The 16,994-nt window shown below is 48.8% G+C and carries 16 protein-coding genes; 5 read left to right on the forward strand and 11 right to left on the reverse strand.

The features are described from left to right. Positions 1-15 precede the first annotated feature (15 nt). The 3 genes from HY845_02540 (at position 16) to secF (ending at position 3,402) form a co-directional block, all read left to right on the forward strand. A complete protein-coding gene (locus tag HY845_02540; GenBank protein ID QQG51421.1) occupies positions 16-1,080 on the forward strand; it encodes a mannose-1-phosphate guanylyltransferase in 1,065 nt (354 codons plus the stop codon). An 8-nt stretch (positions 1,081-1,088) separates the two neighbouring features. Beyond that, positions 1,089-2,348: a protein translocase subunit SecD gene (gene secD / locus HY845_02545; protein QQG51422.1), complete on the forward strand. Its 1,260-nt coding sequence runs from the start codon at positions 1,089-1,091 to the stop codon at positions 2,346-2,348. Between the two features lie 127 nt (positions 2,349-2,475). Further along, the gene (secF, locus tag HY845_02550) at positions 2,476-3,402 is read left to right on the forward strand and encodes a protein translocase subunit SecF (protein ID QQG51423.1); all 927 of its coding nucleotides are present in this window, start codon (positions 2,476-2,478) and stop codon (positions 3,400-3,402) included. A 469-nt stretch (positions 3,403-3,871) separates the two neighbouring features. On the opposite strand, the gene HY845_02555 is transcribed toward secF, so the two are convergent. From HY845_02555 to HY845_02580, 6 genes are all read right to left on the reverse strand, one after another. Then, a complete protein-coding gene (locus tag HY845_02555) occupies positions 3,872-6,841 on the reverse strand; it encodes a type IV secretion system DNA-binding domain-containing protein (GenBank protein ID QQG51424.1) in 2,970 nt (989 codons plus the stop codon). Continuing rightward, positions 6,838-9,261, reverse strand: a complete 2,424-nt coding sequence (locus HY845_02560; protein QQG51425.1) for a type IV secretion system DNA-binding domain-containing protein — start codon at positions 9,259-9,261, stop codon at positions 6,838-6,840. The genes HY845_02555 and HY845_02560 overlap by 4 nt, the downstream gene beginning before the upstream one ends. A gap of 1 nt (position 9,262) precedes the next feature. Then, positions 9,263-9,556, reverse strand: coding sequence for a hypothetical protein (locus tag HY845_02565; protein QQG51426.1), 294 nt, complete (start codon positions 9,554-9,556; stop codon positions 9,263-9,265). A gap of 25 nt (positions 9,557-9,581) precedes the next feature. Further along, positions 9,582-10,715 (reverse strand): tRNA guanosine(34) transglycosylase Tgt, encoded by a 1,134-nt coding sequence (gene tgt, locus HY845_02570; protein ID QQG51427.1) that lies wholly within the window; start codon positions 10,713-10,715, stop codon positions 9,582-9,584. Positions 10,716-10,865: 150 nt separating this feature from the next. Then, positions 10,866-11,387 (reverse strand): histidine phosphatase family protein, encoded by a 522-nt coding sequence (locus HY845_02575; protein ID QQG51428.1) that lies wholly within the window; start codon positions 11,385-11,387, stop codon positions 10,866-10,868. A 93-nt stretch (positions 11,388-11,480) separates the two neighbouring features. Beyond that, on the reverse strand, positions 11,481-11,990 hold the full coding sequence (locus HY845_02580; protein ID QQG51429.1) for a hypothetical protein: 510 nt from the start codon (positions 11,988-11,990) through the stop codon (positions 11,481-11,483). Between the two features lie 170 nt (positions 11,991-12,160). On the opposite strand from HY845_02580, the gene HY845_02585 reads away from it, so the two are divergent. After that, positions 12,161-13,234 carry a hypothetical protein gene (locus HY845_02585; protein QQG51430.1) on the forward strand — a complete coding sequence of 358 codons (1,074 nt, stop codon included), beginning with the start codon at positions 12,161-12,163 and terminating at the stop codon, positions 13,232-13,234. 106 nt (positions 13,235-13,340) lie between these two features. After that, positions 13,341-14,210, forward strand: a complete 870-nt coding sequence (locus HY845_02590) for a hypothetical protein (GenBank protein ID QQG51431.1) — start codon at positions 13,341-13,343, stop codon at positions 14,208-14,210. Positions 14,211-14,659: 449 nt separating this feature from the next. Here HY845_02590 and HY845_02595 read toward each other — a convergent pair whose 3' ends face one another. From HY845_02595 to HY845_02615, 5 genes are read right to left on the reverse strand one after another with little or no spacing between them, the layout of a single operon-like run. Then, positions 14,660-15,052, reverse strand: a complete 393-nt coding sequence (locus HY845_02595; protein QQG51432.1) for a hypothetical protein — start codon at positions 15,050-15,052, stop codon at positions 14,660-14,662. After that, the gene (locus HY845_02600) at positions 15,052-15,510 is read right to left on the reverse strand and encodes a hypothetical protein (GenBank protein QQG51433.1); all 459 of its coding nucleotides are present in this window, start codon (positions 15,508-15,510) and stop codon (positions 15,052-15,054) included. Before HY845_02600 ends, HY845_02595 begins: the two co-directional genes overlap by 1 nt. Further along, positions 15,507-16,046, reverse strand: a complete 540-nt coding sequence (locus HY845_02605) for a hypothetical protein (protein QQG51434.1) — start codon at positions 16,044-16,046, stop codon at positions 15,507-15,509. The genes HY845_02600 and HY845_02605 overlap by 4 nt, the downstream gene beginning before the upstream one ends. Continuing rightward, complete coding sequence (locus tag HY845_02610; GenBank protein QQG51435.1) at positions 16,039-16,575, reverse strand: non-canonical purine NTP pyrophosphatase; 537 nt, start codon at positions 16,573-16,575, stop codon at positions 16,039-16,041. Before HY845_02610 ends, HY845_02605 begins: the two co-directional genes overlap by 8 nt. After that, the gene (locus tag HY845_02615) at positions 16,575-16,994 is read right to left on the reverse strand and encodes a pyridoxamine 5'-phosphate oxidase family protein (GenBank protein ID QQG51436.1); all 420 of its coding nucleotides are present in this window, start codon (positions 16,992-16,994) and stop codon (positions 16,575-16,577) included. The genes HY845_02610 and HY845_02615 overlap by 1 nt, the downstream gene beginning before the upstream one ends.

The following is a 16,994-nucleotide window of genomic DNA, read 5'->3' on the forward strand; positions in this document are numbered from 1 at the left end:
CCTACTAAGGAGAACATGGCATATCACGCAGTAATCATGGCGGGCGGTACCGGCACTCGTCTTTGGCCACTCAGCCGCAAGGATTCACCGAAACAATTCCAGAAGTTTATCGGCGACAAAACTCTGATCCAACAAACCTACGATCGCATTATTCAGTGTATCCCGGCCGAAAATATCTGGGTGATGACCGGAGAGCAGTACGTTGACCTCGTGAAAGCCCAGTTGCCGGAAGTTGACGTATCGCGAATTATCACCGAGCCAGTTGGTCGCAATACAGCGCCAGCAACTGGATTAGCAATGCTTCGTATTGCCGAGATTGATCCACAGGCAATTGTCTTTGGCTTGTTGCCAGCCGACCACTACGTCGGCAAGATTGAGGTTTTTACCGCTGCTGTGAAGTCGATTTTAAGCTTCTTGGAAAATCACCGCGAGTTTGTCGTGACAATTGGCATCAACCCAACCGAACCAAATACAGGGCTGGGATATATCGAGATGGGCGAGCAGCTAGAAAAAATTGGCGATAACAAGATTTTTAAAGTCGAGTCCTTCCAAGAAAAGCCAGATTTAGAAACTGCCCAGAAATACGTCGAGCAGTGGGAGTACCTTTGGAACGGCGGCTACTATCTGTTTAGCGTGCGGGAGATGATCGAACATTATCGTCGTTTAGCGCCGGAGATCCTGGAAAAGCTCGAAAAATTTGTCGAGAACCCTAGCGACACAGAATTATATAAAACCATCCCCGCCGAACCGATAGACAAAGCAATCGCCGAGAAACTCGACAGCCTAGCCGTTGTGCCTGTGGACATGGACTGGAGCGATATCGGCAATTGGGCAACACTTCAGGAGATCCTCGGTGGAAATGGAGCCTTAAAACAAGTGATTTTAGGGCATCACATCGGAATAAACACCGACCGTTCGTTTGTCTTCGGTAACAAAAAACTGATTGCAACCGTTGGGCTAGAGGACATAGTTGTGATAGAAACTGAGGATGCAATCCTGGTTGCTCACCGCGACGCTGTACAGGACGTAAAGAAAGTTGTAGAACAACTTCAGGAACAAGAAAAGCACGAGTATCTGTAGAGGGAGATATGTTAAGACACAAATTCTGGATCGGCCTCGTATTCATCCTAGCTATTATCGGCCTCGGCGCTCACACTAGTTTGCCATCTACAGAAAACTTGTTTGGCCGGCCGGTAAAAATAAGCCAAGGTTTGGATCTGCAGGGTGGAGTACGCCTTGTATACGAGCTCGATTACTCCAAAACAACGAATGAAGACCGAACTGAGGCCATAAATTCGACGGTCAAGGTTATTGAACGAAGGGTAAATAGTACCGGCGTTGCTGAGCCAACGATTCAGCCAGGAAAATTGGGCAAGAGTGATGTCGTTACTGTAGAGCTGCCGGGAATAGAGGACGTCAACAAGGCTATCGACCTGATTGGTAAGACTGCCCAGCTAGAGTTTAGAGAGGCGGGGAGTGAAGAGAACCAAGAGTGGCTGCCAACAGGACTGAGTGGCAAGCAACTTGATAAAGCTACGGTGACTTTCGATCAAACAACCAATCGGCCGCAAGTCAGCATGAAATTCAACAGCGAAGGCACCAGGCTCTTTAGTGAAATTACGGAGCGTAATATCGGTAAACCGGTTGCTATTTTCCTTGATGACGAGATAATTTCCGCCCCAACGGTGCAGCAAAAGATCGTTGAGGGGGAGGCGGTGATCACTGGTGACTTTACCTTAGATGAAGTTAAAGACTTGACCAATCTGCTGAACGCCGGCGCCTTAGACGTGCCTATTAAACTAGTCGAACAGCGAACTGTAGGCGCGACGCTTGGCGAAGAGTCGGTCAAAAAAAGTCTTGTTGCTGGCTTGATTGGTCTTAGTTTAGTAGTCCTATTTATGCTTCTAAATTACCGTTTAGCAGGATTAATTGCCGTCCTGGCATTAAGCGGATATGCCATTATTACTTTCGCCATCTTTAAATATATTCCTGTAACCCTAACGTTGGCTGGACTCGCAGGATTTATTCTCTCTATCGGTATGGCGGTTGATGCCAATATCTTAATCTTTGAGCGTTTACGCGAGGAGCTTGCTGCCGGCAGAGACTTGAAAGTCGGCTTAAGCGAGGCGTTTCGTCGAGCCTGGCCGTCGGTGAGGGATTCAAACATGGCAACGCTTATTACTTGCGCCATTTTATTCTTTACCACTACCGGTTCGATCAAAGGGTTTGCCTTAACGCTGGCTATCGGCGTGCTGATTTCAATGTTCAGTTCGATTACTGCGAGCCGTAGTTTCTTGCGGTTATTTGCCAAGTTACCGGTATTTGCTAGAGGGTTGGAGAAAATATGAGGACAAAAAACAGCAACGATCTTAGGCCGCGTCAAAAGCCTGCTGACTTTTGCGCTCCCGCTCGACTACGCGTCTGCGCGAAGCCTAAGACCATTTCTGTTTTTCTTATCAGAAAAGAAGGGGGCGAATGATTTACCGATTTCTGGGAAAGAAAAAACTTTTTTGGTTCGCCTTATCCGTAGCCTTAATGATTCCCGGAATTATTGCGCTAAGCGTCTGGAAATTGCCATTTGGCATTGACTTCCGAGGCGGGGCAGTAATTGAGCTCGCCTTTGAGAAGCCAGTAGCAGAAGGGGAGTTGCGCACAAAAATAACAGGTATGCAACAGGTTCAGGGAGCTCAGATCGCCAGCACAGGGGAGAACACTTACTTAATTAAGACCTTGCCAATCGAACAGAGTAATTATCGTTCTTTAGTCGAGGAATTAGGGAAAAGTTATGGGAAAGTGACCGAGAAACAATTTCAAAACGTCGGACCGTCCGTTAGCAAGGATTTAACCCGGAAAGCCGTTATCGCCGTAGTTCTGGCATCGCTACTAATCGTCATGTACCTCGCCTATTCCTTCCGCGGCGTTACGTACCCCGTCTCCTCGTGGAGATTTGGTGTTGTAGCGGTCGTCGCCTTGCTACACGACCTTGTCATTGCTACAGGAGTTTTCTCGATCTTAGCGCACTTCTTTCACTTTGAAGTTGACGCGTCGTTTATCACCGCCCTTCTAACAATCATGGGCTTTTCGGTTCACGACACAATTGTTGTTTTCGATAGAATCAGAGAGAACCTTAGTAGTCACAGGGATGCTGGCGGCCAAAATTTCGAGTTGATCGCTGATGAGTCCCTGTCCCAAACCCTAAATCGATCACTGGCAACCAGCTTAACGGTGATCTTTACCTTAACGGCACTGACCGTACTTGGTGGCGAAAGTATTCGTGCCTTCGTCGTCACACTTCTAGTTGGAATAGCGATCGGAACCTACTCGTCCATTTTTACCGCGACACCGCTTTTAGTTGTTTGGCAAAACCGCGTATTGCGCCGCACGTCAGCGACAAAAATTTAACGCGGCTGACAATTTCACCGTGCGATTTTGGATTGCGGACGGACATTGAGTCGTCTAAAAATAAAAAACGCGTCCTAGGCCAAATTTGACCTAAAGTTATATTTTACAGGTATAAAACATATACTTATCAACGACCGGGCGCGTCAGAACAGGTGATTACCGATAAGGGCAATATGCTAACGGGGTTGCTGTTGGGATAGCGATAGCGACAACAAGCCCCGACAGCACGATGAGAATTACAACAGAAGAAATGTCGCACAATGTATCTTGTGCGACATAAAGTAGCAAAATATCATTTATTGGCTTTTCGAGAGACCCTTCAAATAAGGGCTTAATTCAGGTGAACGAGCAGCCGGTATCCAAGAGTACCGGGGAGGGTTTCCGGAAACTTTACAAAAATTATTTCACTCATATCCCCTCCCTCCTCTGCCGCGAAAAGGGGAGGGGGACTTAAAAAGAAATTTATTAGTTATAATTCGTCAATTGGCTGCAGGCCTGAATCAGTTGGTTTAGATGTCGCTTTACTCTCGTTCGTCAGGCCTAGGGTCTCGGCTTGATCCCAGGTTATTAAGCGATCTTGGGCACTTTGTTCGATGTCTCCCCTACTCCAATCATCGCCGCCAGCTTTTTTCTGCTCGCTCTCCCCTATTTCCTGGGCGATGTGCTTCTCGATAATTGGGGCTGTTTCTTCAGCAATAACGCCTTCGCGAACAGGCGGAGTAACCACAACGTCCCGCACCTGTTCAACTGGTGAGGGGTCGACGTCGTTTTCAACCTGTCCATCAGGTTCATTTTTTAGCTCACCGCTGCCAGTGACGGCGTACCAATTGCGACTGAAACGGTCTTTTAGAATCTCAATCTTCGAGCCTTTTGGTAGTGACGGCGTCGTCTCTTGCTCGGGCTTTTTGGCGACATTAGTTGGTTCTGCGTTAGCAAAACCCTTGTCCTGAGGTGTCACATTACCCGGACCGGCCAACGTCACGGTACTACCTTCCCCGGCCGCCTTGCCAGCTTCAACCGCGCTCAAGTCAATCGGCGCTGACCACTCGGCGATATAATCTTCAACGTCTGTTTTAGACATACTGAATTGCTCGCGGCTGGATTCTACCACCTGGCTCACTACGTCCGTTTTATCCGCCGGCGGCGGTAAAGTGTTGGCGGAAAATGCCGGCGCCGTAACGCCGTCGATCGCCATCTTAATATAGATCTGCCTATTTGGTAGATTAACTAAATCGTTGACGTCAAATACCGGCTCAAACTCACTCTTCATTGCCTCGGCGTCGTTCGATCCGACACGGAACGAGACCATTGTTCCGACGTTGCCAAAAACCGCATCGCGCACTGTCTCCGGCATCTGAGCGATATATTGGTTGACCATGACAAGATTGAGGCGATACTTGCGCGCTTCACTGAGGATTGTGGCGAAAGAATCCGTGGCAAAGTTCTGAAACTCATCAACATACAAATAGAAGTCTCGCCGATCGGCCTCGGCAATACGTGTTCGTCCCATCGCCGCTAACTGAATCTTTGTTACTAACATCGAACCAAGCAAGGCCGAGTTATCCTCGCCGATTTTTCCGGTCGACAAATCCGCCAGTAAAATCTTGCCGTTATTCATGACTTCATCCATACGCATTGTTGATTTCGGTTGACCAACAATATTACGGATGGTTGAGCTTGAGAGAAATTGACCGACTTTATTTTGAATCGGCGCAATCGCTTCTTGGCGGAATTTTGGTTCGTATTTTTCGTACTCATTAACAAAGAAGTCGCGAATCACCGGGTCCTTCACTTCATTAATAACTAAGCGGCGGTAAGAATTATCCGTTAGGATCCGCATCACGCTAAGTAGCGTCGAGTTGGGATACTCGAGCACTGCGAGAATTGAGTTGCGCAGGATGTATTCAAGACGCGGCCCCCAAGATTCGCCGAAGATTTTTTTGAAGATACCGACGACGCCGGAAGCGATGACGTTCTTCATTTCTGGGTTGTTGTCGAAGTTCTCCAGGACGTTAAAGCCGACCGGAAACTCGTGATCAGCCGGGTTAAAGTAAACCACGTCGGGGATTCTATCGGCGGGCAAGAAGGCTAATACGTGATCAATAAGCTCGCCGTGCGGATCAACAACCGCCACGCCTCGCCCTTCCCGGATATCATCGTAAATCATATTCTCGATAAATGTGGATTTTCCTGTACCCGTTTTACCGATAATGTAAGCATGCAGCCTCCGGTCATGTCGTTTAATGCCGAATTTTGTGATGTTATTACGGAAATTAGTCTGGGCAAGCACTGTTAAGTCGTCGGCTGGCACGCTACCGAGAACAGGCAAGTTAGAGGGCGGTTCCCCTTTCTTCGCTCCAGCCCAAGCAATGGTTGGCGTCGATACAGTTTCAGAAGGAAAGTGATAAAGCGTTGCGAGCTCCGTAATGTTGAGAATAATGTCCCTATCCCCCATCGCCCGGTGTTTAAATAGGTCCAGGACGCTGCGGTCGGTAACCATGTCTTTAACGATGAAGGCGTTTAGATTGAGCGTATTGAACTGCTTATAGGCCCCGACGACTTGTTCTAGCTTGGCTTTAGCAACATGTTCTTCACTAGCCGCGGCAAGAATACGGACATTAGCCTCGAACCCAAGCTTGGTGATTTTTTCCTCAATCGCTTTTATCGCCTGCTGCTCTGGCCCGCCGAGTTCGTTGTCCTTCTTGTCTTCCTTCTTTTCCTCCCCGCCCCCCTCGGGCGAGATGATTTGCTTAAAGAAGCCGACAAATAATTCTTTGCTTTCATTTACGAGTAGCTCAGTGACACCCTTTGGTTTTTTAGGTGGTTCTTTGAGGTTCTTCACTTCATCACGCCCTAAGTCCTGCCAGTCATCATCAGCAGGACGAACAATGGTTTGGATCCAAACTTCTTCATCACCCGTTAAGCTGCTTAAGACTCCCGTGGTCGTAGCGAGCGGATCAACTTCGAAGTTAAGAAACGTTTTAATTGGGAAAGCTGTCGGCCGCTTTAAAGTTAACTCAGTGGCAACGAACCGCTTCTCTTCCGGCAGAGTAACGTAGTCTTCCTCCGGCCCGATTTCTTTGATTTCAATATTAGGGTATTGGGCAAAGATCTGACTAACAACAAAATCTTTTAGATTAGCCGGAACGTAGACAAAGAATGTAATGCTCTGCCGGCGCGAGACAATCTCCAGGCTGATACGTGGTTGCTCGGTAGCACCCTCCCTAAAAATTCCGTGTAGGGCAGCAAAGAATTGCTCTGCCGCCTCAGGCTTAGCAGTGTTATTCTTAGGTACCGAAAGTGAGAGTAAGGTATATTCATCGAGACCGCCAGGCCAGCTTTCCTTGGAGCTGCTGCCTTTACTTGTCCGTTTCCAAAGCCATACGGCTCCAACAATCAGTAAAGCGCTGAAGACAAGATTAATCACCACAAACGTCATCGTGTAGAAAGCGCTCTTGAGGCCGTACCCACACTCTGACTTTCAAAAACTACTGGGGATTTGGCAAAAGTTGAGCGAGTATTATTGCGGATCCAATCGGCCATTTGTTTACTGCCTTCGTTAGGACTTTTGACACCGTTCATACTAAAGGGTTTGGTTGGTGCCAAATCAACCAAAAGCTTAACATATGCCTGGAAACGATCAAGGTTGGTAAGGTCTTCTGCGGTGACTCCGGGCAATTCATGCGACAGGAACTCAGCATCATCGGCACCAATTCGATAGCTAATCAGGGTGCCGACGTTCCCGATCACAGCGTTACGAATTTGCTCAGTTAGTTGGGCGAAATATTGGTTGGTAATATTTAAATTAAGTCGGTATTTGCGAGCCTCGGCCAGAATAGTTGCAAATGAGTCGGTCGTGAAATTTTGAAATTCATCAACGTATAAATAGAAGTCTCGTCTTTGATCCTCTGGCACATCAGCTCTACCGAATGCCGCAACCTGTAATTTAGAGACCAAAATCAGCCCCAGTAAATTAGAGTTAATTTCACCAATTTTGCCCTTGGCTAAGTTCACAAATAGAATCTTGCCAGAGTCCATCATCTCGCGGAAATTAAATGACGACTCTTTCTGGCCGATGATGTTGCGCATCAGTTCGTTCGTCATGAACCGACCGAATTTGGAGATAAAGTAGTTATACATTTCCGACTTATGAAAATCGGCCGTTTTGGCTAGTTGCTGTTCCCAGAATGCTTTGACGACAGGGTCGGTCACTTGCGAGACAGCGTAACTTCGAAAGGCGTCGTCGGTAAACAGCCTAGGAATATCGATTAGTGTTCCGCCGCCGGGCAGGCTCATGACGGTTAAGGCGGCGTTACGTGCCCAGTGTTCCCATTGTGGTCCAACGATTCCGGTGCGATTTGGGTCGAATAATTTGTAGAAGATTTCGATTACTTCTTGAATTAGAAAATCCTTTTCTTCGGGACGTGAGTATTCAAGTAGGTTTAGGCCTAACGGATAAGACGTATCAGACGGGTCGAAAAGTACAACGTCTTTCGCTCGTTCGGTCGGTACTTTTTTGATCAGTTGCTCAATCGCATCACCCAGCGGGTCAATAAAACATAACCCCTTACCTTGGTACATATCCTGCTCAATCATACTTTCAAACAAGGTTGTTTTACCGACGCCGGTTTTACCAATCATAAACACGTGGCGCCGCCGATCGTCTTCTTTCAAATGAACCATAGTGGTCGCCCCGCGATAGTTCGTTTCACCAATTACCACGCCATCACTGGGCAAATCTGCTGGCGGCGGCAGACTTCGCGAGAGTTGCCATTTGACCCCGGGCGTTTCGAGCGCTCTCGTTGGCAGATGGAAGATACTGGAGAGCTCCTCGGCGTTTAGAATCATTTTTGGAGCGTTGGAAAACATTCGAAATAAATAATCGCGTCCCAGACGATTCGGCGCGATAATGCGGTACTTCAAGGAGTTAAATTCCGCCGCATGGAATTGGGAGAATGCAGCAATTATGACTTTTAGATTGCTCTCAGCAGACGATTCGTCCTCAGCGGTAGTCAGCACTCGCAGTATCGCTTCGAAGCCAACCTTAGCGCCCTTTTCCTGCAAGGCCTTAATTAGCTCTTCTTGCTGAGATGAGAGGTGGATCTTCTCCCTAACGTCGCCTTGCGGTTTAGCCTGATCGAAGACTAAGCCAATCGCACGGCCGATGCGACTTCGCCCAACAAGATGAGCCCGATTCTGTAGAACTTCCTGTCCAGCCATGTGTGTATGGTGACGCCAGCGCTCGTTAGTTGGGCGGATCAGGAGTTGGATGCTTGCCGTTTCATCACTCTTCATTTTCGTTAGGGCGTTTGTCAGCGCCGAAAGCGGATCGGTTTCTAGGTATTGATAGGTCTTTAGCGGCAAGACGAAACTTTTTGACTGTTCAAATACGGCACCCGCCACGGCTTTAGCGTGTGGCCCAAAAAGCTTAGGCGGCTTGTTCGAACTTACTTCAGCGTGCGGAAAATAGCTGTGCAGTTGTCGCTCGACTATATTCTTTATTCGCTTTGGGCAAACGATCGAAAAATGGATAACACCACCGACCGCTGTTACTTCAAAAGAGATATGCGCCGGTGTACTGAAAAGCCAGTCAACAAAATTACGTTGATGGATGATTGTGGTCAACGACGAGTAAAACTGCTCCATTGGGGCGATAAGATCTTTGAAATCTTTTACTGGCTCGCCAGAAACAGGTTGAGTGGCATCTCGCGGCAACGAGACAGTTAGGCACACCAAAGAATTAACATCTCTAACCATCTCTTGTTTTTGGGCACGTAATAGGTAGAACATCAAGCCAATCGGTAGCCCGACAACAATAATTCCGATTGCCCAGACCAAGTAGTTACCTAGGAACTCCATATTAGGCACCGGTATCCATGACCTGCCCAACGCGATCCTCTAAATCAGACAGGCTTGCTACTGCAATATTGGCGTCGATTTCGTTTTCCAAAAATGGGGTAACAGCCTCAGTATTAACCGTCGGCTCAGGTCCGTCCTTATATTCCACACTCCTGGGAGCAGGTCCAACTTCAGCCGGTACGTAACCACTAACAGCTTCAGGCGGCTTTGCTTCGGACACAACAGGCTTAACCTCACCAGGTGAGAATGATTCATTAGACGTTCTTAACTCAAAGCGTTCCCCCTCGCGCTGCATTAGGTTTAATATATCAGAAAGTAACCTAACGCGGGGCGTTTAAGACGCTCTGAAACTCCACATCGAAGTTTCCTTCCTTGATGCAAGATCGTACACGCTCCATTAACCGTAGAATTACCCATAAGTTGTGATAACTTAACGCCCTGCCTGCCAGAGTCTCGCCGGTGGCATAAAGGTGGCGAAGGTAGTCGCGAGTAAAGGTCTTACACATTCGACAGCCGCACTCAGTGTCCAACGGGCTGCGGTCGTTGCGGAAGGATGAGTTCATAATATTAAATTGCCCTAGTGCTTCGGTCCAAAAAACGCCGTGACGCGCCAGACGGGTTGGCAAGACGCAATCAAACATGTCGAAGCCACGCGCCACCATGCGGATTATATCCTCTGGATAACCAATGCCCATCAAGTAATGCGGTCGAGACGGATCTAAATGGTTGGCGACGTAATCAACTGCTTTGTTAATTTTATCTTTGCCTTCACTGGCTATCGCCACACCGCCAACTGCAATGCCATCGAACGGCAGGTCTTGGATCTCTCTCGTAGATTGCAACCGCAAGTCCTCAAACAGGCCACCCTGAATTATGCCGAATAATCCCCTCCCCGACTCCCCCATTTTTTGCTGTTGCCAATAGTCTGTCGAGCGCCTGGCCCAGTTGGTGGTCCGTATAACTGCTGACTGAACGCGCTTTTCGGTGGCCTCAATTGGCGGACAGTCATCAAGCGGCATGACTATATCGCTGCCCAGTTTTCTTTGAATGTCTAACACTGACTCCGGTGTAAACTCATGTTTGCCACCATCAAGATGCGAGTAAAAACGCACTCCATCGTTTGTAGTCTTGGCGGTTTTTGCCCTGGTTGCCCCTAAGGAATAGGCTTGATACCCACCTGAGTCGGTCAAAACCGGCCCGTTCCACTGAGTCCATTTGGCAAAACCTCCAGCCTCGGCTATATGCCCAGCCCCGGGACGCAAGTGCAGATGGTAAGTATTCCCCAAAATGATTTCAGCTCCCAACTCTTGAACCTCCCAAGGGAATAAAGTTTTAACCGCGCCCGAAGTGGCAACGGGCATAAAGACAGGGGTCTGAATAATACCGTGTGGCGTTACGAGCTCGCCAGTTCGGGCAAGGGAATTTTTCTGTTTATGTAAAACTTTAAAAAACATTTCTATTACGCAGGGGCCAGGGGCCTAATTGCGAGGCGGCCCCTAGGCCCCTAGAACCCCTACCCTGCACGCTACCCACAGGGGTGCGGTGAAAAACCGGCTCGTAACCTGCTTTTGGGTTAGACTCGCCGGTTTTTCGATTCATTGATATTACAAGCTCGCCGCAGGCGTCAATTTCTGACACTCAACAAGCTTATGACCAGCAAAAACCAACCGGTACATCTCGGCTTCGAGGCACGGAAAGTCCTTCTCTTCGTCAGTTAAGTCAAAGGCTTCCAGTCCGCCTTGAATAACATCCTGATGCGTCGTGCAGACAATGTGGCAACCGGCGTGTTTCGTAATTAGCTCATCGAAAAACTTCGGAATGATATTCTCTAAGGCCTGGTAATCTCCGGGGCTATAAATTTCATACAGTTCTTGTTTCTGCTCAATTTCCCGCGGGATCTTTGCCACTTCCTCAATTACTTCAGCTGTCTGAATCGTCCGAAGTCTTGGGCTTGAGTAAATAGCAACTGGAGCAAAATTAGCGATATACTCCCCTACCTTTTTAATTTGGTCTCTCCCCTCTTGCGTCAGTACCCGTTCACCGTCAATCGTTGGGTCTAGCAAATAAGTCCGGTCGGTCTCGCCGTGACGCACCAGGAAGATAATGGTTTGAAATTTTTCGTCCATATATAGATTTTACAGGAGAAGTCACGCTTTAGGGAGGGTGAAAGCAACAGGGCCTGTCTTGCGACAGGCCCTGGGGCACGGATGTTGGAAGCGCTACTTGCGTAGGAAAATGCGATTGCCGATGGCCCCACGGCCCGACGGCAGAACAATCTCCACTTCGCAGTACTTGCCCCACATGGTTTTACCGACCATGGGGTAGCGGAGCTGGCATTGCGACCGCAGGACACGACTCACAAACAGAGCGGTCACGACTAGGTTGCTGATCATCTCATCCTGCCACCACTCAGCGTAGTACGACTCGATGGTTGTTGAGACCTCGATGTTATCAAACACACCTTCGTAATGCTTGACGACATCTTTCATGGCGAACTTGCCCGCTTCGACTACTGTGTCGAAACTGACAGCAAAGCCATAGTCAGCCCGTACCACCTCGGCAACAAGTTGCCGGGCAGTGTTTAGTCCGGTCTCGACCAGCGCGCCCAACGGCGCGTTACCCTCTACTGGAGCTTTGGCGTAGTTCAGCGCTGCCGTCTGAGTCTGGCGATTAGCCCAGACGGCATTAAGGTGCTCGTCTGGCACCGATCGACATGATTCTTCAGACATTTCCACATTTCACCAATAAGTGCGAGATTTCGCGGGTTTTACGTCGCGATGAACGAATTTTACGCTGATATTGAAGGTTAATCAATGAGGTAGTCCCGTATATTTTACTCAGTAAATATGAGAGAATGCGCCTACAGTTGCAGCGCAACTTACATTAGGAGGTTAGGCCAATGACTGGCACGACAACAATCATCGCCACAGGCGAAGCCACTCCAAGGCCAGCCGAGATGGTGTGTAATCTCGAAGTAATGGATATCCTCGCCGAAAACGGCGTGGAGATCCCGCCGAAACGGCGGGAAAACTACGACAAGGATTTCCATGGGATAAAATCGCGGTGGTTAACTCCACCTTGCGTTTCGTCCTACGACTTGGCTCTTGAGGCCGGTATCAACGCCTTCCGTCAAGCCGCTAACGTAGATCCTGACTTCAGCCCTTCAAAGGTGATGGCTGTCCACAGCGGTGGCTCATCACCTCACTCGCTCTACTCAGGGGTCTCGAATAAGCTCCAATACAGCTTGTTCGTTCCGCCCTGCTTCGCTGAAGCTCGAGACGATTCACTGGCATGCACGAGTGCTGTTGACGCCTTGTTGCTGCTTGACTCCCGTTTGCGGCATCTTGCTGTCATGGAGGAAATTGAGGAACCGATCTATGGTTGCGTCGTAATTGGCGAAGCTATTGGGACGGTTTCCAACCAGCCGGACAGCACCAACTATATACTTTGGGGTTGTGGCGGCTCGGCACTCGTCGTCAAACACGATCCTAGGGATGGGCGGAAGGTCGGTATCAGGCGTTCGCGTAACATCTCCGACGGTCAGTTTGCGCATTGGTTTGAAGCCGTGGGCATCGGTACCGATCCGAGATACCTAGGCGTTCGACCCAACGCTACGATGGGCGAAAAAGGTATGTACGGCCGCGAGGTTCAAGAGTACATCATGGACGTCATCGCACCGTATTGCGCCGAGTTTGTCGCGAAATGCGGTGTTGACCCCGCCAGCTCCACGAGTCATCTCTGTGGGCACAACCCAACGTACGACGGCGCGAAGTCGTTCGGCATCAAAGCTGGCTTTGCATACGAGCGCATCCATAGTGTCGCCGATGATCGTGCCAACACGTCGTCGACCTCGCCGTTTCTCAACTACCACACAGCTCGCACGCTTGGACTGATTAAAAGGGGGGATAACGTCTTCCTGGTTGGTTACGGCGCCGGTCCTTCGGCTGCGTTCCTCTACTACATCGAGCCCTGAGATGGGCTCCCTCGCCAACACCCCCTAGCTCTAGCAGTTAGGGGGTGTTCCTGTAAACTTGATTAGACCGTGCACCTTTCAGTTGCGTGGCAGACAGGAGCAACTCATGGAAAACCCCTTCATCATTCTCTGGGAGTGGACCTTGGGTTGGCTTAAAAGGCTCGCCCTCTACCGCTTCCCGGACCGAGTCGATTTCGCTTTCGGAATGTTCACTACATTCATCGTCCTACAACTGATCCTCGGCCGGTATGGCCTTTTCTACCTGCTCAGCTGGTGGCCAGACGCCCAACGGGTTCAGTTCGAGAACACCCCTCTTGCCTACTTGGGCTGCTTCCTCGCCTTCCATATGGGCGTGGCCTTCTTCGAGTTTGGATTCCACCGGTACATTCTTCATAAGGTGTTCTGGAGATTTCTCCAAGGATTAGCCCGGAAGCATCGCAAGCATCACGGCTTAACCTACGGTGACGCCTACCCGATCACCGAGCCAAAGCAGATCGAATCCTCGGCGTTCCCCGCGTGGACTTTGGCGGCCTTCTGGGGATTCTTCGCCGTCGTGGCGTTAATCCCCTTGCAGCTCATCTTCCCCTCCCTGCCGTGGCTCATCAGCGGCGGGGCGGCGGTTGCGTGGTCGTACTGGCTTTACGAGGTGAAGCACGCCGTAGAGCACCTCGACTACGACAGGTGGTGGAAGTGGTGCGTTGAGCGATCCGATCGCCTTGGTCAAGTGGCAAAAAAAGTCTATTGGTACCACCGGATACATCACTTTATCCCTGAGATAAATGAAGCAATCGGCGGATTTATGGGCTTTGACTTCCCCGGATGGGTGTTCCGAACCAGCTTCGTTCCTGAACACATTCCGGCGGTTGGGGCCAAGTTTGACCCTAGCTCGTTCAAGTACCCGCCTCCACGTTGGCCGGTTAACGTGCTCGACAAGGTAGTTGACGCTCGTGAAAAACAGCTTCAAGGAAGAGCATGAAAGAAGAGCTTCCGAAATTCTGTAGTGACCGTACGTCAATGAACTCCACGACCCCGCCCACAAGCGGGGTCGTACCATATTACAAAAGAATAAACGCTAAAATGTGTATACTAATAATGAGTCCTTTCGGGGGCTCGCAGAGAGACGGTCTGTCTTCTCTGGGTTAGGGATCGTGTCCGCGTTCGTGATCGGTCCGTTGTCCGTTTTGATAAGTTAGAGCGTACCTGGCAACAATACGTGACCGTGTTCGTCGATAGTTGCTCGTTTGTTCGTTAAGTTTTGGGATTGTTGCTTGAGCCCAGCTACAACCCTGTCGTGGGGCAAATGGGTTCCCGTTTTGCTAGCGGAGTTTGCGCTTCGTAATGAACCTTGTTGATCACAAGTGTTCAGCACAACCTTGGTACATACACGACAAAGAAGTCCTCGACACGCAAATGTCGAGGCTTCTTTTAATCCTTCAGGATTTTGGGGATTTCCGATTGCGGTACTTTACGAACTTCAATCTTGGCCTTTCCCTGTGAACTAGCCTTCATCAAACGGTGCAGACCATCCAAAATCAGCCAACGCCCCCGCCAGTGCATGATGTCAATTGGATGCGATAGATCAGCCTTCTGCGTCCGGTCGTACTCGCCTTGGTATTTTTTAGGGTTTTTCAACACTTCATCGGGCTTCAGGTTGTAATATCCATCCGGCTTCGTCCACAGAAATGGAACGTCGAAATGCCAAACTAACTCGTCTATATCCATTTCTTCGACTGGAAGATCGAGTGCCCAGACTTTCTTTTCGTCCCAGTCAAAATCAAACCCAACTTCTTTAATAATTTTCGGTGGTTGCCTGCTCATCAGTCACCCACAACGCCGCCCATAAAACGGGCTTCGTAAACTAAACCGTCCTTGAAATGTATCTGCTCCATACCATCAAAGCGCTCAACACTTCCTTCGGTTTTGTTACTGTATCGCCAGTCACCTTCTACTAACAATCCCGGTCCCCTGAAAGGTCTATCTTCGGGCATCTTCATTAGAGCTCGTTTCAGGAATCCATAAAGCTCGCCAACATTGACGTCGCTATCGAGCGGGTAGCCGTAGTACGTCATTATCCAAATCGGCACGTTTTTTAGCGATACGATATCGCGGCCGCCAAATTTCACTCCGCCGACCCAACTGTCGTGGAATCTCCAGTCGCCACGTTCGTAGATAATCGTTTCCGAGTTGTCAGAATTTTTTAGAATCTTTGTGGATTCATTTCCATAACCATTCTTATTGGCCTCAAGCAAAAATACCCGGAGTTCTTCGATGTTCATAATGACTCAAAATTTATCGCGTTTTTTACACTCTCTGTTTCTTCCGGCGTCAGTAGCCTCGTTATTTTCGCTACTTCCTCGGGGTCTGGCAATCCAATCCCAGAACCGTTTTCACGGGTATATAACGTAACGTGTGTTGGCTGGTTGAGAAAATCCATCCCGAGTGCTTGACGCATACCGTCGAAAAATTCCTGCAAGTTTTTTGCTTGGCACATCACGACGACAGTCTTCTTGTCCCGCTCTTCAGCCAATCGGAACTCGTCTTTGAACTGTTCAATTGAAATCGGAAACTGTTTTAACAATCGACTAGCTTCTTCTAAAATCGTCTGCTCGGCGTCCTCTTCCGAAACACCTTTAAGCTGAGCCATTTCTGGCGCGTACTTTTTGACACAAAAAATACTCATATGGAATTCCGATTTTTTAACTAATGTTTCGCCATCAATTTCTAATGTCGACGCAATTAGAGGCGTCTCATAAGGCAAGCCCACATAGCCCCCTGCATAACGGTATCCAGCAAGAAGGTTCTCGCTAGCCATTTAAGTAACCTTTTAGATTCGTAGCCGCAATATTGCGCATACTAAAAGAATTCTTCTCCTCTTGACCCATTTCGGCGAATGTTTTGTCACGGCCATCTGGACAAAAAATTGGGTCCCAGCCAAAACCTGTCTCGCCGCGCGGCGCAACGATTGTCCCTTCAATCACTCCTTCAAAATACTCAATCTTGCCACCTTCCGAAGCGTAGCCGATAATCGTTTTGGCTTGAGCTTTGGCGTTGCCGAGTTTCGTAGCAATTTCGGCCAAACCGTCATTGCCAACAGTTTTCAAAAACCATTTAATCAAAGGTCCGGGTAAACCCTTCAAACAATCGAGATAAAGCGAAGTATCTTCGACAATAAATCCGGCTTTTTTATGTTTTAGAGCTTCTTCTAATTTTGCTTTAATTATTTCGTGCGCATCGATGTTTTGAATCTCCGGCAGGTCAATGTCCATTTGTTCAACGTCGGGAATAATAGATTTAATTTCTGCAAATTTATTGGCGCTGCCTGTAATGAAAAATAAGGCCATCAAAACTCCGTTAGCTCTATAAGCGTTTCGGGTGTAGTGCTGTAGTCGCGGTACCTCAACCATTCGGGGGTAACTTTAAAATATCTGGTTTCAGGAATATCGAAGAACTTACTTGCTCCCGGGTTCTTTTTGACAAAAATATTTTTCAGCTCCTCCATCTCTTCACCATCAACTTCCGTCGCTACCCCTTCGTACTGGACCGTAGCGTCCTCCCAGCCAATGACCACCGCAACGTTAGGATTGGCCTTGAGGTTTGGGTATTTGCGATAGGTTGAGAACGTATCAAAGATCAGCTCGAAGTTGTCAGTTTCGGCAAACTCAATCGCGGCAGCTTCGGGTTTGCCTGTCTTTGACGAAGTAGCCAAGACACAAACTTGATGACGCTTTATAAACTCCAGAATCTCTATTTTTGTTTTCAT

This window comes from Candidatus Berkelbacteria bacterium, from assembly GCA_016432625.1.
Classification (GTDB): domain Bacteria; phylum Patescibacteriota; class UBA1384; order 2-12-FULL-50-11; family 2-12-FULL-50-11.